The following is a 19,217-nucleotide window of genomic DNA, read 5'->3' as shown; positions in this document are numbered from 1 at the left end:
CCTGGGAATTTGTCAGATCGCGCCAAGATTGAACCCGGCGCAATGGTTCAGTCCTGGATGCGGAGCGCGAGGGCCGGGCAGCGCCGGACCGCACGCAGCGCCTTCTGCCGCAGTTGTCCCGGTACGGGCATGGAGGCCTGGGAGGGATAGCCGTCCGCGTCGAGCCGTACGACATCGGGCAGGACGTCCACGCACAGCCCGTGCCCCTTGCAGAGGGTCCAGTCGACCACCAGCCGCTCCGGACTCTCGTCCTCGGGCAGCGGCAGCGCCCCCAGCACCCGTCGCCCGCACCCGCTGCCGAGGGCGTGGTCCCGGAACTCGTCCGGGAACACGGCGAGCGCCGAGGCCACGAAGCGTGAGGTGCCGTCAGGATGGCTGCACGCGCCCCGGCCGAGGACCACCTTCATCCTCGCCTCCAGCATTTCCAGGGCGGTTCTGCCCCCTCCTCTGATGGCGTCCTCGAGTACGTCGGCCAGCGCCGGCAGCCCCCGTACGCAGGGGCCGCACTGGCCGGCCGTCTCCTTCGCCATCCAGCGGGTCACCCGTGCCACCTCGCCGGCCGGGCAGGTGTCCTCAGGCAAGGGCAGGACCGCCCCCGCCCCCAGCCGCGCGCCCAGCGAGTCGAGGGACTGCCGGGACACCTCCGCGGCGCGGGCGGACGCCGGATCGAGCCATTTGCCGTGATAGCCGCCGACCAGGACGCCCTGGCCGGGAGCGGTGCCGCACAGATCCAGGATGTAGGACAGCGCGGCCCCGGTGGGCGTCTCGACGACCGTGGAGCCGGCGACGGTCAGCAGTACGGTGCCCGGTTCGGCCGGCAGGCCGGTCGTACGGTAGTCCAGTGCGCCGAGCCGTGCGGCGACGGCGAGTTGGGCGAACGTCTCGGTGTTGGACAGCAGGGTGGGCACGCCGCCCAGACCCCTCTCGCTGGTACGCACCTTCTGCCCGGACGGCAGCGTCGGCCCGCCGTTGAGGCCGTTGATCATGGCGGTGCCCTCGCCGGTGACGAAGCGCTCGGGAAGCCGGGCCACCCGCACCCGGGCGCCGGCCGGGCCGCGTTCCGCGATGGCCTCCCGTACCGACTGCTCCACGTCCGACCGGGTGACGGCCACCACGACCTCCTCGGCGTTGAGCGCCGCGGCGGCCAGGACGGCTCCGTCGATCACCAGGTGCGGGGCGTGCAGCAGCAGCGCCTTGTCCTTCAGGCAACTCGGCTCGCCCTCACTGCCGTTGACGACGACGGCGGTCATCCCGTCGCGTGCCCGGGCCGACCGCATGACGGCGCGCAGTTTCCGGGAGAAGGGGAAGCCGGCTCCGCCGCGGCCCCGCAGGTCGATGTTTTCGGCCAGGTCGACGAGTTCGTCCGGCCGGTACGCGGGAAGCGAGCCGTGCGTGGTCAGATGCCCCACACGGTCCAGCCGGGGGGCCTGGTCGAGCCCGGCCAGCAGCCGGGGTGCGCCCACGCAGCCGAGGCTGGGGCGCGGGTTGGCGCTCACATCCACCGCTCAGGCGTGGCGAGCTGCTCGCCGTCCAACGCGCTTCCGGCCCGGCTCGGCGCGTACACGGCGGCACGCGGCGGGTAGTCGGGGCGGGGCGGCGGATAGTCGGGCAGGGGCGGCGGAGCCGGCTGCGCGGACGCGGCCGGACGTGTGCCCCGCCTCTGCCGGGGGAGGGAGACCGCGACCGGTTTCTGCGGCGGGCCCTGGGGAGCGGCCGGGCGCGAAGGCGCGTCGCTCAAACGGGACTTGAGCCGGAGCGCCAGGATGCCGGCGACACCGATCAGGCACAGTGCGTAGGCCACCGTGACCCAGGCGTCCGCGGGCCGGCCCGCCTTCAGCCCGTGCACCAGCGACGCGCCCCAGGCCGGGTACGCCCCGAGGTGCAGGGCCCGCCACCACAGCGAGCGGCCCTTGGTGGCGAACGCGCTGCGTACCGCGCCGGAGACGGCCACCGCCAGGAAGAGGTATCCGGCCAGTGAGCCGAGCCCGATCAGGACGGGTTGTTCGAGGTCCGTGAACGGCACCACGGCCGACGCCGCGGTCGTCCGCTGCTCTGCGATCTTGACCCAGATGTGCAGGGCCAGGAAACCCAGCCCCGACACGGCCAGGCCCCGGTGGGCCCCCTGGGCGAGCAGTCGGTGGCCCGACCCCAGAAGCACCCGGTCGGTGGCCACCAGCCCCCACAGGACGGTGGCGGTGAGCGAAACGAGCGAGATCACGCCCGCGCCGTAGTCGAGGAAGTCCCACAGGTGGGTCAAGGCGCCCGCGCGGGCGGCCACGATGAGGGAGACGAGGGCCGCGCCGGCGGCGCAGATTACGCCGGGACTCAGTCCGCCGGCGGTGGGAAGGAGGGAGGGTCGCCGGACGGCCCGCCGTCCGGCGGCCGGAGCCGATGCCGCGTGACGGCTTCTGCGGCGGGCTCGGTGCGAGCTGGGCATGTGCGGCTGGGGCAGGGGCATCCAGTTCTCCTGTGCGCCTGGGCTCCGAGCGCTCCACCTGGCGCTCGGTACCCGGGGGTCGTTGTCCTCTGTGCCCGGCAGCGCTGTGAAACTCCGCGCCGGCCGAGGGAACTTGGGGCCGGAGTGCAGCAGCATCGTGGAGCTGCACAGCAGCTCCACAGGATTTATCGAAACGTGATAATTTCTCGCACCGCGTCTACGGCGCTCCGAACTACACCGGAAGATTCCCCTCCAGCGGGGGTTGCGACTGGCCACCGCGTCGCCTGTCACCTACGCGTCCCCGACGGCAAAATTAAAGCAAAACCGTGGGGCCGTAAGTGGCCGGACCTCTCCAGGAGGGAGTACGAGGGCCGCAACTCCCGTGCCAGTCATGGCTGTTGGCGCGGGGGGCAACCTCGGCGGGCTTGTCGCTCTTCCCCGGACAAGCCTCACCCCGGCACGAACGAGGAAAACGATGTGCGAACTTCTGAACCGCATCTGGTCCCGCCCGCGTGGCGAGTGGACCCGCGTCCTTCGCAGGGAACTTCCCGCGCTGGCCGCCGAGATAGTGGAGGAGCTTCTGCATGGAATTCCGGAATTTTCCGCACTTATCGATGACAACGATGCCATTGATGACGAGTTGCTCTGTCAGAGGGTGGAAGAGGCTCTCCTCACCGCCCTCGGCTACCAGGAGCAAACCCGGGAACAGACACCGGACGAGGACAAGCACCAAGCGGAGAGCGAGGACGACATCGAGGACCGGAGCAGGGTCGAGAGCAAGATCGAGAGCAAGATCCGGGACAGGATCGAGCGCGGGGCAGCGGCCCGGGCGGAGGTCGGGACGGACGTCGGGACGGACGTCGGGACGGAGGTCAGGGCAGTGGCCAGGGAGGAGGTGGGACACCTGATCAGGGAGGACTGCGAGGTCACGCACGAGGGCCGCGACGAAGGCGTCCGCGAGGGCGACCGAGCCCGCCAGGACCTCTTCAAGACCCTCACCGACGACCGGGCCGCGTCCGAGAGTTCCCTCAGCGAGCTCGCCGAGGCGGCCGGCTGGCCCCTCCCCCCGGCCGTACGGGCCATCGTGCCGGCCACGCCCGGCGAGGCGCACCAGCTCGCCGCCGCACTGGACGACAACGTCCTCACCGGCGTGTTCGCGGGCCGTCCGTGCCTCCTGGTCCCGAGTCCCGACCCGGACACCCGCGCCCCCATGGAACACCTGCTGCGCGGGCGGTTCGCGGCCGTGGGCCACGCCGTACCCCTCCGGGACACGGCCTCCTCACTGCGCTGGGCGCTGCGCCTGTTCGCGCTGACGCCCGCCCGCCCGGGCCTGGAGGCCCGGCCCGTCTTCGTCGACGACCACCTCTCGACCCTGCTGCTGCTCCAGGACGAGCCCCTGGCCCACGCACTGGCCGCCCGGTGGCTGCGGCCGCTGGCGGATCTGACCCCCCGCCAGAGCGAGCGGCTGGAGGTGACCCTGCTCGCCTGGCTGGAGGGCGGCGGCGCCCCCGAGGCGGCCAAGGCCTTGAGCGTGCACCCGCAGACCGTGCGGTACCGCATGCGCCAGCTGGAGAAGCTCTTCGGAACCGGCCTGCGGGACCCGCGTACCCGGTTCGAGCTGGAGATGGCCCTGCGCAGCCGCCGGCTGATGGCCCAGGTGCGGCGTCAGCATTCGCGGGTGACCCGTAGGACGGCCCGCGTGATACAGGCGGACTTCACTCCGCTGGTCGTCGGTCGGATGGCTCGCGTCAACGGTCTGTGAACCACGGCCGCCCGGCCCGGTCCCGTCGTCACGGGGCCGGGCCGGGCGGTTTTGTGTGCGTGTGCTCCGTCGGGACGCGGCCGGGCACACGCGTGCGGTGTTGGCCCGAAGTCGGCTTCGGGCCAACACCTTTCCCGGGGCGGGCGCGGTGGGTGGGGGAGGGAAGCGCCCGTCCCGGGAGCGGAGGGGGTCCCGTGGACCTGTGCGGGCCGCGGGACCTGTGCGGACGGTGCGGACCGCAGGGGACCCGAGCGGACCCGTGTGGACCGGAGGCCCGTGCGGACCTGTGTAGACCCCGTGCGGACCTGTGTAGACCCCGTGCGGACCTGTGGAGAGCTGTGCAGACCCGTGTGGACCCGTGCGGTTCCGTGTGAATCCGCACGGGTCCGTGTCGCCGGCGTCAGCGGCAGGTGCGTCCGTCGTTGATGCAGCCCACGGCCTTGTTCATCAGGCCGTTCGACATCACGTTGATGAAGTCGTCGTGGTCGGTCACCGGCTTGTGCAGCTGCTCGGGGAAGCTGTCCACGGCGAAGCGGGCACCCGGCGCCACCCCGTAGGTGAGGCGCATCACCAGCTGCGGGATCGCGGTGAAGCCCTTCTGGCAGCGGCCGTTGCGGTCGGGGAAGGCCACATGGGTCCGGTGGTTGGCGCTGTCGATGTTCTTGCCGTCCCAGCAGCTCTGGAAGGTGTGGGTGCGCACCACGTCGCTGCCCTTCGGGCAGGTCGGGTACTTGTCCTTCAGCTGGCGGTTCTCGAATCCGGTGCAGCTCCACGAGGCGTTCGCGTTGGCCGTGCCGTTGGTGAAGGCCTTGGCGTCACCGGTGATGATGCGCAGGAAGCGCGGCATGGCCGTGACCTTGCTGACGGGACTGCCCTTGAAGGTGATCGACACCTGCTTCGGCTGCAGGATGGTGCCGACGTTGCCGTCCTGGCCGCCGCCGGGCGCCTGGGCGTCCCGCTCCTTCTTGCCGTCGCGCAACCGCAGCACGGGCCAGTAGTAGCTGGACTGGTCGCCGTTGCCGCAGGTGGTGCCGGACTTGGCGAGGCTGTCGTTGGTGGAGAAGGCGTCGGTGGACTTGTTGCCCACGTAGTCGTGCATGTGGTGGGCGCCGTTGGAGACGCCGGGCGCGACGATGACGTTGTCGGGGTTGAAGTGGCCGTTCTCGTTGCGGCCGCACTGCGAGCTGAAGGAACCCGTGGACGCACCCCTCGCGGGCGCGGGCGTGCGGACGTTCGGCCGGATCTTGGTGATGTTGACGAAGTCGCTCTTCGCCGGCCCGCCCTTCTGTCCGGCGGCCTGGGCGGCACCGCGCTGGCCCTCGGCCTGGGCGCCGCCCCCGCCGTCCTCGGCGGCGGGCGCCTTCTTCATCGTGCACGCGCTCAACGACGCGAGCTCCTGGGGGCGTTCGGCGGAGCGGCCGATCGCGTCGGCCATGCCGGCGATGGTCTTGTCCCGCTGTCCCTTGAGCTGACCGAGAAGGGCGTCGCCCTTGGCCTCGCCGGCGGCGAGCTTGCGGTAGGCGTCGGCCACCTGGTCGTCCAGCTGGGCGAGGTTCTTGTCGACCTCGGCCTTGGCCTGGTCGGGGACGGCGGTGAGCTTCTCTCCCACGTCGGGGCAGTCGATGGTCGTCGTCTGCGCGGCGCGCTCGCCCTCCTGGCCCGCGGACGCGTTGCCGGCCACGACGGCCACCCCGCCCCCGCCCAGCGCGAGCGCGCAGACCACGCCCAGGAGTTTGTTCGACAACCTCGGGCGTTTGTGGCCCTTTTGGCTCATGCGATCACTTCACTTCGTCGGTTGGACATTGTCGGAAAGCGCGTCGAAGTCGACCAGGCCGGTGTCTTCGAGGACCGTGATGTGGTCCAGGACCGTGGCGTTGGCGGACGTGGCGAGGGCTCGCACCATGGAGTTGCGGGTCTGAGCCCGGATTCCGGCCAGCAGGGCGAACACCTTTCCGTGCGCTCGGCGCAGCAGCTGGGTGAACAGCCGTTCGTATTCGTCTCCCTTGGCGCGGGTCAGCTGGCCCAGCCAGTCCTGCTGCTGCGCGGAGGGCTGGTTGGGCAGGTCGATGCCGAGGGCCTGGCCGACCTGGATGACCTGTCGGTCCAGTTCGGCGTGGCCGTCGACGAGGTGCTCTCCGGCCGTGCGCACCGCGGGGCGCGTCCCGCGCTGCTGGGCCTGCCGTCCTGCGGGCAGCTCCCACAGGCCGGCGAGCCGGACCTTCCGTACGAAGTCCCGGTCGGCCGCGGTCAGCGGGCCGTACGCCGTGCTCAGCGTTCCGGCGCCGTCGTCCACGTCCGCCGGGACCGCGACGGCGGCCGAGGCCCGCCCGTCGAAACTGTCCACGGGTATCAGCAGCGCGATCAGGGTGAGGGCCAGGGCGGTGATGACGACGCCGCTTCCGATCGCGTATCGCGTGGCCACCGACAAGCTGCTGATGGATCTCCGCCGCAATGACAGCACTGTGCCTCCTTGCTCCAGGGGGCCGGGAGGGTGGCGGGGCAGGAGGGTCCGCACGTGCCGTGCGGTGCACACCCGCTTTCCCGGGGTGTCACGGGACGCTAGTGCCCGGTGTGGTGGCGCTGCGGGAGGACATCACCATCGGATAAACATCCTGGCGGATCCTCGAAAGGCTGATACATTGCCGCGCTCGGCCCCGCCCGCCGCCCGAGGCCGCGCGCAGGCCGGTCCCGGCCGTCGCGCGGGAGGGACCGGTGGGGCGCACGGCCTGCGGTCCCTCCCGCGCGCATGCCCGCAGGATCAGGCCGACGACGCCGTCAGCACGACGTCCCGCGCCGCCCTGGAGGTCCGGTCCTGCCGTGGCGCGGGGTGCTCCGGCGCCGCAGCAGCCGTCCGCGGGTCCGCCTGCGTCTCCGTCTGCGTGTCCGTCAGGAGCGCGATGAGGGACGTACGGGCGCGGGCGACGCGGGAGCGGACGGTCCCGATCGGGCAGCCGATCGCCGTCGCCGCCTCCGCGTAGGGCAGACCGAGCAACTGGGTCAGGACCAGGGCCTCCCGGCGCTCCGCCGGGATCGTGGCCAGGAGTTCCGCCAGGGCGATGCCGTCCTCGAAGCCCGGTACGTCGTACGGCTGGGCCAGTTCGGCGGCCGTCTGCCAGTCGTGGCGGTCCGAGAGTCTGGGCCGGGCGGCCGCGTGCCGCAGGCTGTCGACGACCGTGCGACGGGCTATCGACAGCAGCCAGGTCCGCGCGGAGGAACGGCCTTCGAACCGGTGGAGGCCGGCGAGGGCCCGCAGGAACACGTCCTGGGTTAGGTCGTCGGCCGCCTGCGGGTCGGCGCTCAGGTAGGCCACGTAGCGCCAGACGTCGCGGTGCAGCGCGCGGACGAACCGGTCGGTCTTCACGGGGTCGCCGTCGCGGGCGGCGAGCGCCAGCCGGGTCACCGCCGCGTCGGAGTCCTGGGTGTGCCGGGCCGGCCGTTCGTCGGCGGCACGGGTCGTCTGGGTGGGCAGGGCAGGAGTCATCGCCACAAGGTCCTTACGGATAAGGGGTGTCCGGCGCCGCCACGAGGGGCGGGGCCGGTGAGGGGTACGGCCTGCCGGAGGGCATGACCGAGGCCCGAGGCGCCACATGCGGGTGTGGGTGCGAGTGCGGGAGCAGTCGCGGACGCGGCTCGGGTAACCAGCTGTCAGAGGACAGCGGTTCCCGCGGGCGGACCCCGTGAGGTGATGGCATGGGAGAGGAAGAGGCGCCGCGGCGCGCGGTCGTGGCGCCGGCGGCGTACCCGGAGGCGCGGCGGCCGGTGCGCGGGCGCGGCCGGGCGGAGCAGCAGGCGCAGCGGGGTCCACAGCCGTGCGCCGACGGCGCGCGCGACGCGGAAGGCGGCCCGTTCGCCGTAGGCGAGCCACAGGCCGCACAGCACGGCGGCCAGCAGGTGGGCGGCCAGCATCCCGGCCGGTGACATGGCGGCGGCCTCGTGGCCACCCGCCGACAGCGGCCCCGCGGCCGTGGTCGACGCGGCGTCCGCCATCTCGTGCACGCCGTGGTGGGCGTGGGCGGCGGCCTCCGATGTCCCGGCTCCGGGCGGCGGGTGCGGCATCCGCCCGGTTCCGGCCGTCGCCGCGGACGGGACGAGGGTCTGGGCCGCGAGGGACTGGGCCAGGGAGAACCCCGCGTGCAGCACGGCCTGGACGGTCACGGCCGCGGCCGTGACGGCGAGCAGCCCGCGTTCCCGGCCGGCGAGGGACCAGGCCGCCGCCGCCGTACCGGCCAGCGCGGCGAACGCCGCCCACCAGGGCACCGCCGTCCCCGACATGAGCACGTGGCCGGTGGCCGCGAGCAGCACGCAGAGGGCTGCGAACATCGCAGCCCGTAAAGCGCGTAGACAGCGGACCGGCCTCATGGAGGGCTCATCCTTGCACCGGCCTCCCGAGCCGCACATCAGGGTGCGCACTTCCGGACAAGTTCCTGCGGCCCGCCGTGTCACGGCTTGGCCGCCCGCCTCGTGTGGTGCAGGGCACAACGGAACGGGGGAACCGGTCCGCCGCTCCATCCGACTGCCTACCCGGTCGGTCGAAGAGTTCAACGTCCTGGGAAGGGAGACTTCGTGACGGCGGAAGGGGCGGCGGAGCCGACGGCGACCGCATCGCCGGCAGCGGCGGCGGATGGCGCGGCGAGAGCGGCGGCGGACGACGGGGCGGGCCGGTGGTTGACCGCGCTCCTCACCTGCGCCATGGCGTTCTCGATGCTGCAGCTGTTCCTGCTCGGTGCGCTGGGCCCGCGGCTGGTCGACGAACTGGGCATCTCTCCCGCGGTGTTGGGACTGACGACCACGATCGGGTTCGGCACCGCCGCCGTCCTGTCACCGGCCGGGGGCCGGATCGTGGACCGGATCGGTCCACGGCGTTCGCTGGTAGCCCTGTTGCTGCTCTCCGCCGCCGCGCTCGCCCTGATCGGCGCCGCGCCCGGCGCCGGTCTGCTGCTGGGCGCCGTCGCCCTGGGCGGAGTACCGCAGGCGCTGGCCAACCCGGCGACCAACAAGGCCGTTCTGCGTTCCGTCCCGCCCGCCCGGCGGGGCGCGGTGACCGGGCTCAAGCAGTCCGGTGTGCAACTGGGCGCCTTCGCGGCCGGACTGCCGCTCGCACTGCTCGCGGGCGGGATCGGCTGGCGCGGCGCGGTGTGGACGGGCGCCGGTGCGGCCCTGCTCTGCGGAATGTGGGCCCTGCGCGTGCTCCCCGCGGACCAGCCGCCGCCCGCCGCGGGTCCCCGTACGACGCTCGTGCCGCGGGGGATGACGGCCTGGCTGGCGGTCTTCTCGCTGTTCCTCGGCGCCGGAATCGCCTCGGTCAACACCTACCTGGCTCTCTTCGGTGCGCAGCGCCTGGGCATGGGCGCGACGACGGCGGGCGCGCTGGTCGCCGTACTGGGCGTGGCGGGGATCGTGGGCCGGGTGGGGTGGTCGAAGGCGGCCCGCCCCGGGCGCGCCGAGTGGCTCCCCGGCTGGCTCGCATGTGGCGCTCTGGGAGCGGCGGTTCTGCTGGCGGCCGCTCTGGCCGCGGGTCCGCTGGTGTGGGTCGGTGCGGTTGCCGTCGGCGTGTTCGCCGTCTCCGGCAACGCCGTCTCGATGGTGCTGGTCATGCAGCGGGCCGCCCCGGGCCGGGCCGGACAGGACTCGGCGCTCGTGGCGGCCGGGTTCTTCGCCGGATTCGCGGTGGGACCGCCGCTGTTCGGCCTGCTCGCGCAGAGCGGACGGTACGGACCGGGCTGGCTGCTGGTGGCGGCGGAGTTCGCGGCGGCGGGAGCCGTCGCCTTCCTCTGGGCGGTACGGGACCGGCGGGACCGACCGGGCCGGCTGGACCGAGCCCACCGACCGGAAGGGAAGACGTGAGCGGCACGATGGAGTCCGGTACCCCCGGCGACCGGCTCGGCCAGGCGCTGGCGGACGTCATCGGGCGGGTGGCCGTGACCGGGGCGGCGGTGGGCTCCCGCTTCCCGCTGTACGCCGAACCGGGCGACGGGCGGTGGACGACGACCGGCCGCGGATCCTGGACCGGAGGCTTCTGGGCCGGGCTGCTCTGGCTGCGGGCGCGGTACACCGGAGCCGAGGACGACCGGCGGGCGGCCGCCGCGTGCACGGCCCGCCTCGAACCGTGGGTGGGCGCCGACACCGCCACCCGGGGACTGATCTTCTGGTACGGGACCGCTCCGGCCGGGGACGACGCCGAAGCCGCCGCGCTCCGCGCGCGGGCGGCCCGGGCCTGCCTGTCGGCGTACGACCGCGAACTCGGGCTCGTGCCCTGGGGCGACGCACTGGGCGGCCCCCGCCTGCTCGCCCGCGTGGACGCGGTTCCCGGGACCGTACCCCTGCTGGCGGGCGCGGGACCACGAGGGGCGGCCGCGGCCGCGGACCACCTCCACCGCCACCTCGACCTCTGCCTCGGCGCGGGCGAGGGCGAGGGCGAGGGCGCGGGTCCTTATGAAGGACGGAATCCGCACATCCGCCCCGCCCTGCGCTTCGACGCGGGCGCGGGCTGGCAACCCTGCGAGGACCCGCCGCCGGGCTGGAGCCGCGGACGGGCCTGGCTGTTGCTCGCCGTCGCCGACGCCCTGCTGCGTCCGGAGGTCTCGGCCGGCGGCACGGCCCGCCTCGAACAGGCGGCCGCCGTCCTGCTCGCGCCGCAGGCAGCCCCGGCCGGACCGCTCGTCCCGCCCGCCGACGCCTTGCGGCCGGACGGGCCCCTCGACACCTCGGCCGCCGCGATCACGGCGGTCGCCCTGCTGAAACTCGCCCGGGTCCCCGGCCCCCGGGCGGCGCAGTACGCGGCCCGGGCCGAGGCGGTCCTCGACCGCCTCGCGCGGAACCACCTCACCGGCCGGGCCCCCGGCCGCCCGCCCGGCATGCTCCTGGACGGCTGCTACGACGCGGCGAAGGGGCTGGCGGTCCGGCACGAACTCATCTGGGGCGACTTCTTCCTGACGCTCGCCCTGGCCGCCCTGCACGGGATCGTGGACATCACCCGCGTCTAGGAGTGTCCTGTGAAGCTCCCACGGATCAGGACTCCGCGTGCCCTTCTGCTCAGGCGGCCTTCACCCAGCGGCCGTTGAGGATCGACGGAATGCTGAGGACCAGGGCGGCGGCGGGGACCGCCGCGTACCAGGCGAACCCGGTTCCGGAGCCGAAGGTGTCGATGAGCCACCCCAGCAGGAAGTAACCGCAGGCGATCAGCAGCGACTCGACGAACGTGATGACGGACAGCAGGCTGGAGCGGTAGCGCGAGGGCACGCCCTGGTTGAAGACGTCGTCCACCACCACGGCGGTGATGTCCGGGGCTCCCACGGCGAGCAGGAACACCACGATGGTGAGCCACGCCCATTCCATGCCGCTGAAGCCGAGGGACGCGATGAGGACGGCCAGGGTCAGCGGCACCAGCAGGCGTACGCCGAGCCGCCGATTGGCCCGGTCCGCCAACAGGGGGGCGAATCCGCCGATGAGGAATGCGGCGGACATCACGGCGCTCACGAGGCTGGTGGCCACGCCCTGATGGGTGAGGGCTTCCTGGATGAAGATGAAGTAGGGCGTCATGGTCGCGTGCATCAGTCCCGAGACCAGGACCAGGGAGGCCAGCCGGGGAGTGACGCTCTTCAGTACGGCCATCTTGCCCAGTTGCGGTCCGTCGGCGTCGGCGTCGGCGTCGGCGCCGGTGTCGCCGTCTCCACCACCGTCGCGGTCGTCACCGGACTCGGCCGGCTCGTCGAGATCGGCCACGTCCTTCCCCCGGAGCTCGGGCACCCGGGCCATCAGCACCACGGCCGACAGGGTCAGGGCAACAGCCGCGCCGAGGTACACCAGTTCCCACGAGATCTTCTGGAGACTGCCGCCCACGGCGATGGCCAGCGCCATGGTGAGGGAGCCCAGCGTCGTGTAGCGGGACTTCACCTTGACGTAGTGGATCTCCAGGCCGCGCCGCCGGAGCAGGTCGTACAGCAGCGCTGTCTCGGCTCCGGAGACGAACGCCATCCCGATGCCGTACAGGATGAAGATGGCGACGAACCAGGGATACCCGGAGAGCGTGACCTCGCCGACCAGACACAGCGCGATGAGCGACTGTCCGAAAACGATGCTCGTTCGGCGCCCGATCCGGTCGGCGAGGAACCCGGTCGGGATCTCGGCCAGTGCACTGACCAGATAGAGAAGTGTCTGCAGCAGCGCAATCTGGCCGGCCGAGAAACCCTGGTCGATCAGATAGACAACGAAAACGCCACGCTGGAACAATGAATTGGACAGGACGGCATAGACGTAGTAAGGAAGTGCCAGCGACCTCGTACCCTTGTAGGGAGGCACTTGGTCTGCATGTTTCTGCCCCGTCGGGTCTAATGCGCCAGGTTCCGCGACCATGAAGCTCAACCTCCCCCTTTCGCGCCCGAATTCAAATTCCGGGCGCGGCAACCCCACACCGGCCTCAGTTCCTCCGATTTGACGGGGCGGGCGGGTGTCGATTTCTTGATCAATCTATCCCATGGGCGCGTCGGCCAGATGGTGGGGTGAAAGGGGATAATTCGGCCTCGGTTGATTTGCGGTCTTGGAGCACCTAACAGAACGCCTGGGCGTAGCCATATCCCCTTCCTGGCTGAGTCGGCAGTGCTGCGGGAGGCGCTCGGGCCCGGGCTGTACGAGGCCGTACTGGCCGTCCGCCGCGCGGACGCGGAGCTGTTCGCGATGTTCACCGAGGCGGACGTCATCAAGGCCGTCCGCCGGCGGTATGGACCGGCTACTCCTCGGGCTCCCAGGCGATCAGCTGCTCGAACACCTGCTGGTCGCCCTCGATCTTCAGGTCACTCAGCGTGAGGCGGCCCCAGACGAAGAGGAGCAGCTGCTCGGCCGTGCCCGTGGCCGAAGCGGAGGCGGGCGCGGCGTCGTCCGTGAGGGGTGCGGGCCAGGCGCCGGTGCCGTCCAGCGCGAGGAGCCAGGAGCGGCCCTCGGTGGCGTGGTAGTGGATGGTGGCGGCCTCGTGCGGCCAGGCCGCCGGGGTGGAGTTGCAGGTGTCGAGAAACTCGGCCACGCCATCGATCGCGACGTCCGCCGGCATCGGCTGCACGGCGCCTGCGGCGAGCTGGGCGTCGTAGGTGTGCACCAGCACCTCGTGCACCCGGCGCCGGGCAACGCCCCAGGCATTCGTCGGCGACACGCCGGCGCCCCACCACGCCCAGCACTCGCGCTCCGGGCCGGCCTCGCGCAGCGCACTCAGCAGCAGCTCGTTCGACTCGGCGTACCAGGCCAGCAGCGCCTCGAGCTCGCGCGGCACCTCTGCGGCATCCTTGGCCGGCGGAGCCTCGGCCGGGCCCGCGGCGACGATCGCGGCCCACCAGCGCTGGCCCGTACCCAGGTGCTGCACCAGATCGAACAACGTCCACTCGGGGCAGGACGGCACCGGAGCCCCAAGGCTGGGCGCGGCGGCAACCGCACTCCGGAACGCGGCCGAACGCTCGTCGATCAATTGCAGCAGGGCGGAAAACTCAAGACTCTCTGTCACATCGCTTACCTATCACTCCAGCTCAGCCGACCGCACCCTGTTTTCCAGGCCGTCAGCTGCGGGAGTCAGAGCACCTAATGGCAAGCCTGGTCATGGTCATATCCCCTTCCTGGCCGGTTCGTTGAACGAGTCATGGGGAAGGGGAATGGTCCTCCGTGGATGGTCCGGTCGCCCCCGTCACCGGCCGCGGCGGTTGTTCGCCGACCGGGCTACGACTTCGACAAGTACCGTCGGCTGCTGTGGAAGCGCGGCACCAAGCCGGTCATCGCCCGACGCGGAGTTCCGCACGGCTCCGGCCTGGGCTCGGTCTGCTGGGTAGTCGAGCGGACGAACGCGTGGATCCACGGCTTCCGACGGCTACGGATCCGCTGGGAGATCCGCGACGACATCCACGAGGCGTTCCTGAAGCTCGCCTGCTGTGTGATCACCTACAGGCGCCTCCAGGCATTGTGTTGGCTCCTCTTGATCGTCGGGCCGGTAATGAGCAGGCGCGGCGGTTCTTCGACGGGCGGTGCGGCGCACCGGGCGGCGCGGGCTCATCCGTGCGTGGCGCCCGGGCAGGACGGGGGAACGGGCGTCCGGCCGTATGCGCGCAGGACGCGGCGGGCCACCGAGGTGATGTGCAGCTCGTCCGGGCCGTCGAGGATGCGGGCGGCGCGTCCCGTGCGGAAGAGCGCGGGCAGCGGGGTGTCCGGGCCGAGGCCGGCGGCTCCGTGGACCTGGATGGCGGAGTCGGTGACCTGCTGGAGCATGCGGGCGGCGGCGACCTTGGCGAGCCCCACCTCCGTACGCGCGTCCTGCCCGGAGTCGATCAGGGCCACCGCCTCGTGGACGAGCGGGCGGGTGGTGCGCAGCGCGAGCAGGGCGTCGAACACGTGGCTCTGGATCAGCTGCTGGTCGGCGAGCGGCCCGCGGGAGCCGCTGTGGCCGGCGGCCCTCGCGCACATGAGGTCGAAGGCGCGCTGGGCCTGGCCGAGCCAGCGCAGGCAGCGCAGGGTACGGCCCAGCTGCAGCCGCTCACCGGCGATGGCCGGAGCGTCGCCCGGCTCACCGAGGAGGTGGTCGGCCGGGACGCGGACCCGGTCGAACGCGATCTCGTACTGGCCCACCGCACCGAGCACGGGGAGTTCGCGTACGACGCGGAAGCCGGCGGAGGCGGTCGGCACGAGCAGCAGCGACAGCCCCTCGCGGTCGCCGGGGGCCCCGGAGGTGCGGGCCATGACGGTCACCAGATCGGCGCCCGCCGCCCCGGAGGTGAACCACTTGCGGCCGGTGACGACCCAGCTGCCGTCCGGGAGGCGCTCGGCCCGGGTGCCGGTCCGGAACGGGTCGGTGCCGGGCACGTCCGGCTCGGTCATGGCGTAACACGTCCGGATGTCCCCGGCGACGAGCGGCTTCAGGTACGCCTCGCGGACCCCGGGTCCTCCGTACCGCGCCAGCATCGTGACGTCGAGCAGCGGGGCGGACCCCAGCGCGGCCGGACCGTGGTCGCTGGCGCCCTCGGCCTCGGCCAGCTCGGCGTAGGCACGGAAGGGCAGCCCGCCGCCGCCCAGTTCCACAGGGAGGGGCAGTGCCCAGAGGCCCGCGTACCGGGCCTCGCTCCGCAGCGCGGTCAGCACTTCGGCCGCGGCGGGCCCGCCCCCGTCCAGCACCGCCTCCCGGGGGACCACCCGCATGCGGACGAACCGGGCGACCTGATCCCTCAACTCGTATCCCCTGCATGGATCTTCCACTGTGTTCCTCCTCATTCCCGGGAACTCGCGGGAACGGCCGACCGACTGTCTGTCCGTGGAACTGGTCGGGTGCGAACGCTCCCGGGTTCCCGCGTTCCGCAAGACCCGGGCGCCGGCCACCGCCGCGCCAGGAGAGGAGAGGCATGGCGTCACCAGCCATCACGCGGACGGTCCGGCCGCTCGACACACTGCGCTTCGACGTCTCGGGCCCCCCGCAGATCACGGGCGTCGTCGCCGAGCACCTGCGGCTGTTCGGCGCACGGACGGACCGCCCCGGCCCGGGGGACGCGTCCGACGGCGGCACCACGCTCACGGGCGGCGGCTTCGAACCGGCGCACGCGATCGCCACCTGGGCGGATCCCGCGAGCGGGCTCGCCGACGAGGCCACGGTGCAGGCCGCCACCGGCATCATGGCCGTGCACGGCCGACGGGACGGCGACCCGCGCGGCCTGGCGGTCGACTACGCGGCGACGGCCACCGCCGTCCTGACGGTGCAGGGGCTGCTCGCCGACCTGGTGGGCCAGGCCCGAGGCCGCGCCGCTTCCCCGGTCACCACCGGCGCGGACCGGGCGGGCCTGCTCGCGGTCTCCCAGTACCTCGCCGCCGCCGGGGCCGACGAGGGCGAAGCCGCAGAACTCTCCTCAGGTGGACCCCCGTTCACCTCCGCCGACGGCGTCCTCTTCGAGCTGGAGACGCTCGATCCGGGGGCCTGGGCCGACTTCTGGCGGGCACTGGAGGCACCCGCCGACGCCATGCGGTCCGGCTGGCGGCCCTTCCAGTTCCGCTACGCCACCGCCTGCGCCCCCTTCCCGGCGGCCCTGCACACCACGGCCCGGAGCCACGGCTGGGAGCGGATCCGCCGGGCCGCGGCCGCCTCCGGCGCCGAAGTGTGCGCCCTGCGCACGCTCGGGGGGCGGGCCGCGGAGCACGACGGGGCCGCCCCCTGGTCCCTGACCCCGTCGGCCGCCGGGCCGATGACCGGCAGGCCGGGCCCGCTGCCCGACGGACCGCCACTCGCCAGATCACCGTTCGGCAGACCGCCGTCCCGTGGACCCCTCCCGCTGCCCGGCGGACCACCGCCGCACGGGCCGCTCCCCGACGGGCCGCCGTCCGGCGGACCGCTGGCCGGGCTGACGGTGCTGGAGGCGGGCCGCCGCATCCAGGCGCCGCTCGCCGCCCACCTGCTCGGGCGCCTCGGCGCCGACGTCATCCGCATCGAACCGCCGGGCGGCGACCCCCTGCGCGGCATGCCCCCGGCCTGTTCCGGGGTCTCGGCCCGCTGGCTCGCCCTCAACCGAGGCAAGCGGGCCGTCGAGATCGACATCAAGGTGGAGGCGGACCGCCGGCGGCTGCGGGAGCTGGCGGCGCAGTCGGACGTCTTCCTGCACAACTGGGCGCCCGGCAAGGCCGCCGCGCTCGGCCTCGACGCCGACGACCTCGCACGGGTCAATCCCGCGCTCGTCTACGCGTACACCAGCGGTTGGGCGGACCGGCTCCACGACGCCCCCATGGGCACGGACTTCATGGTCCAGGCGCGCACGGGCGTCGGCGAGGCCGTCCGCCCCGAGGGCGAGCCCCCGGCCCCCTCGCTGATGACCCTGCTCGACGTGCTCGGCGGACTGCTCGGCGCCGAGGCCGTCCTCGCCGGACTCCTGCTGCGCGAACGCACCGGCCACGGCGTACGGGTGGACTCCTCCCTGCTCGGCGCGGCCGACACGCTGACCGCCCCCGCCCTGCGCCGGGCGGCCCGCGGGGAGAACCCCCGGCGGCCGGCCGGATTCCGGCGCCCGCTGCCGACGGCGGACGGCTGGATCGCGCCCGCCGACGCCGACGCCCGCGCCGCGGCCGCGCACGACCTGCGCGGCCTGTCCACGAGCGAGGCCCTGTCCCGGCTGCACGGGCGCGGACTGACCGCGACGGCCGTCACCACCGAGCTGTCCGACCTGCACCACGATCCGCGTTTCACCGGCTCGATCAGCCGCGACGCGCACGGCGCCCCCGCAGTCCCCGACCCCTGGAGCTTCGCATGACCGCCGACAGCCCCGTCCTGCACGACCTGCTGCCCGCCGAACTCCGCCGCGCCTGGGTGGTCGACGGCACCTGCCCCGACCTCGACCTCTACAGCCTCTTCCGGGCCCGCCAGATCGCCGATCTGCACCGGACGGCCGTCCTCGACGCCAAGGGCAAGCTCTGCTACACCGCGCTGGACCGCAAGGTGCGATGTCTGGCGACCGGCCTCAGGGAACTCGGGATCCGCCCGGGGGACGTGGTCGGCGTGCAACTCCCGAACGACCGCAACGCCGTCATCGCCGATCTGGCGCTGGCCGCGCTCGGCGCGATCGCGCTCCCGTTCCCGGTGGGCCGGGGCGTCCTGGAGGCCGAGTGCCTGCTGCGCCGCGCCGGGGCCGTCGCCGTCATCGCGGCGACCGAGCACCGCGAGTTCCGGCACGCGGCCGACCTGCGCACGCTCGCGGGATCACTCCCGAGGCTGCGCCACGTCATCGCCGCGGGGCGCGGAGCAGCGCCGGAAGGAACGATTCTCCTCAAGGAGCTCCTGCGCTCCGACCCCAGTGGCTTCGTCCCCGCCCGCCCCGACCCCGACAGCGCCGCACGCATCCTCGTCTCCTCCGGCTCCGAGGCCGAGCCCAAGATGATCGCGTACTCGCACAACGCGCTGGCCGGCGGGCGCGGGAACTTCCTGGCCTCCCTCATCCCGGACCGGACCCCGCCGCGCTGCCTCTTCCTCGTCCCGCTGGCCTCCGCCTTCGGGTCCAACGGGACCGCCGTCACCCTCGCCCGGCACGGTGGCACCCTCGTCCTGCTCGACCACTTCACTCCGGAAGCCGCGATCGCGGCGGTACGCGAACACCGGCCCACGCACGTCCTCGGCGTGCCCACCATGGTCCGCATGATGCTCGAACGCCTCGACGCGGAGGGCGGGGAGCAACTGCCCGCGCCCACCGCGCTGGTCCTCGGCGGGGCGCCGCTCGACGAGACCACCGCGGCCGCCGCGGCGCAGGCCTTCGGCTGTTCCGTCGTCAACCTCTACGGCTCCGCCGACGGCGTCAACTGCCACACCGGGCTGGGCAACACGGTGCCGCCCACCGACGGCTCCGGCGTCGTCGCCGGCCACCCCGACCCCCGGGTCGCCGAGATCCGGATCGCCGACCCCGAGACGCACGATCCGCTGCCCGACGGCGCGATCGGCGAGATCATCTCGCGGGGCCCGATGACCCCGCTGTGCTACGTCGGCGCCCCCGAGCTCGACGCCCGGTACCGCACGCCCGACGGCTGGGTCCGTACCGGCGACCTCGGCTATCTCGACTCCGACAGCGTCCTGCACGTCGTCGGCCGCCTCAAGGACATCGTCATCCGCGGCGGCGCCAACATCAGCCCGGCGGAGGTCGAGCGCGAACTCACCGCGCACCCCCAGGTGCGCGACGTGGCCTGCGTCGGCGTCCCCGACCCGATGATGGGGGAGCGGCTGGCGGCCTGCGTGGTGGCACGGGGCGGGCAGCCGCCCACCCTCGCCTCCCTCGGCGAACACCTGACGCGGCGCGGGCTGGAGCGGCGCAAGCACCCCGAGCGGCTCCTCGTGGTCGCGGAACTGCCGCTGACGGCGGCCGGCAAACCGGACCGGGCGGCCCTGCGGGAACGGCTGGCCGAACACCGCCCGCGGCCCCAGGACACGACGGCCGCCGCGGCCCCGCTGGCCCAGGCGGGATGAGGAACGGGGTCCGGCGGCTGGATGCCGCCGGGCCCCGTTGTCCTTTGTCCTGTTGTCCTGTTGTCCCTTGT

At 73.2% G+C, this 19,217-nt stretch carries 14 protein-coding genes and 1 pseudogene; 6 read left to right on the top strand and 9 right to left on the bottom strand.

Annotation, left to right across the window (positions count from 1 at the left end):
* Positions 1–47 precede the first annotated feature (47 nt).
* Both OG534_RS04690 and OG534_RS04685 read right to left on the bottom strand, forming a co-directional pair.
* Positions 48–1,463, bottom strand: coding sequence for an NADH-ubiquinone oxidoreductase-F iron-sulfur binding region domain-containing protein (locus tag OG534_RS04690; protein ID WP_326586799.1), 1,416 nt, complete (start codon positions 1,461–1,463; stop codon positions 48–50).
* A gap of 29 nt (positions 1,464–1,492) precedes the next feature.
* Positions 1,493–2,278 carry a hypothetical protein gene (locus OG534_RS04685; protein ID WP_326586798.1) on the bottom strand — a complete coding sequence of 262 codons (786 nt, stop codon included), beginning with the start codon at positions 2,276–2,278 and terminating at the stop codon, positions 1,493–1,495.
* Positions 2,279–3,092: 814 nt separating this feature from the next.
* Between OG534_RS04685 and OG534_RS04680 the strand changes: the two genes are divergently transcribed.
* On the top strand, positions 3,093–4,199 hold the full coding sequence (locus OG534_RS04680; RefSeq protein ID WP_326586797.1) for a PucR family transcriptional regulator: 1,107 nt from the start codon (positions 3,093–3,095) through the stop codon (positions 4,197–4,199).
* Between the two features lie 400 nt (positions 4,200–4,599).
* Here OG534_RS04680 and OG534_RS04675 read toward each other — a convergent pair whose 3' ends face one another.
* The 4 genes from OG534_RS04675 to OG534_RS04660 all read right to left on the bottom strand — a co-directional run bounded on the left by OG534_RS04675 (position 4,600) and on the right by OG534_RS04660 (position 8,519).
* Positions 4,600–5,973: a DUF1996 domain-containing protein gene (locus OG534_RS04675; protein WP_326586796.1), complete on the bottom strand. Its 1,374-nt coding sequence runs from the start codon at positions 5,971–5,973 to the stop codon at positions 4,600–4,602.
* A gap of 9 nt (positions 5,974–5,982) precedes the next feature.
* A complete protein-coding gene (locus OG534_RS04670; RefSeq protein WP_326586795.1) occupies positions 5,983–6,621 on the bottom strand; it encodes a DUF4142 domain-containing protein in 639 nt (212 codons plus the stop codon).
* Between the two features lie 336 nt (positions 6,622–6,957).
* Positions 6,958–7,680, bottom strand: a complete 723-nt coding sequence (locus OG534_RS04665; protein ID WP_326586794.1) for a sigma-70 family RNA polymerase sigma factor — start codon at positions 7,678–7,680, stop codon at positions 6,958–6,960.
* 164 nt (positions 7,681–7,844) lie between these two features.
* On the bottom strand, positions 7,845–8,519 hold the full coding sequence (locus OG534_RS04660; RefSeq protein WP_326586793.1) for a hypothetical protein: 675 nt from the start codon (positions 8,517–8,519) through the stop codon (positions 7,845–7,847).
* Positions 8,520–8,888: 369 nt separating this feature from the next.
* Here OG534_RS04660 and OG534_RS04655 point away from each other — a divergent pair, with 369 nt between their 5' ends.
* Together OG534_RS04655 and OG534_RS04650 are read left to right on the top strand one after the other, a co-directional pair.
* Positions 8,889–10,043, top strand: coding sequence for an MFS transporter (locus OG534_RS04655; protein ID WP_442807212.1), 1,155 nt, complete (start codon positions 8,889–8,891; stop codon positions 10,041–10,043).
* Complete coding sequence (locus OG534_RS04650; protein WP_326586791.1) at positions 10,040–11,182, top strand: sugar ABC transporter permease; 1,143 nt, start codon at positions 10,040–10,042, stop codon at positions 11,180–11,182. The genes OG534_RS04655 and OG534_RS04650 overlap by 4 nt, the downstream gene beginning before the upstream one ends.
* A gap of 49 nt (positions 11,183–11,231) precedes the next feature.
* Here the strand turns inward: OG534_RS04650 and OG534_RS04645 are convergent, their stop codons facing one another.
* Both OG534_RS04645 and OG534_RS04640 read right to left on the bottom strand, forming a co-directional pair.
* On the bottom strand, positions 11,232–12,497 hold the full coding sequence (locus OG534_RS04645) for an MFS transporter (protein WP_326586790.1): 1,266 nt from the start codon (positions 12,495–12,497) through the stop codon (positions 11,232–11,234).
* Positions 12,498–12,924: 427 nt separating this feature from the next.
* Positions 12,925–13,686, bottom strand: a complete 762-nt coding sequence (locus OG534_RS04640) for a maleylpyruvate isomerase family mycothiol-dependent enzyme (protein WP_326586789.1) — start codon at positions 13,684–13,686, stop codon at positions 12,925–12,927.
* 151 nt (positions 13,687–13,837) lie between these two features.
* On the opposite strand from OG534_RS04640, the pseudogene OG534_RS04635 reads away from it, so the two are divergent.
* A pseudogene (locus OG534_RS04635) lies at positions 13,838–14,133 on the top strand (transposase); the annotation flags it as partial.
* 89 nt (positions 14,134–14,222) lie between these two features.
* On the opposite strand, the gene OG534_RS04630 reads toward OG534_RS04635, so the two are convergent.
* A complete protein-coding gene (locus tag OG534_RS04630; RefSeq protein WP_326586788.1) occupies positions 14,223–15,434 on the bottom strand; it encodes an acyl-CoA dehydrogenase family protein in 1,212 nt (403 codons plus the stop codon).
* Between the two features lie 128 nt (positions 15,435–15,562).
* Between OG534_RS04630 and OG534_RS04625 the strand changes: the two genes are divergently transcribed.
* Together OG534_RS04625 and OG534_RS04620 are read left to right on the top strand one after the other, a co-directional pair.
* Positions 15,563–17,449, top strand: coding sequence for a CoA transferase (locus OG534_RS04625; RefSeq protein ID WP_326586787.1), 1,887 nt, complete (start codon positions 15,563–15,565; stop codon positions 17,447–17,449).
* Positions 17,446–19,146 (top strand): class I adenylate-forming enzyme family protein, encoded by a 1,701-nt coding sequence (locus OG534_RS04620; protein ID WP_326586786.1) that lies wholly within the window; start codon positions 17,446–17,448, stop codon positions 19,144–19,146. Before OG534_RS04625 ends, OG534_RS04620 begins: the two co-directional genes overlap by 4 nt.
* The last annotated feature ends 71 nt before the right edge of the window (positions 19,147–19,217 follow it).

Origin of the sequence: Streptomyces sp. NBC_01294, assembly GCF_035917235.1 — a bacterium.
In the GTDB taxonomy this organism is placed as follows: Bacteria; Actinomycetota; Actinomycetes; order Streptomycetales; family Streptomycetaceae; genus Streptomyces; species Streptomyces caledonius.
Note: the sequence above shows the minus strand (reverse complement) of the source record. Positions and strands in the feature narration are given on the sequence as shown.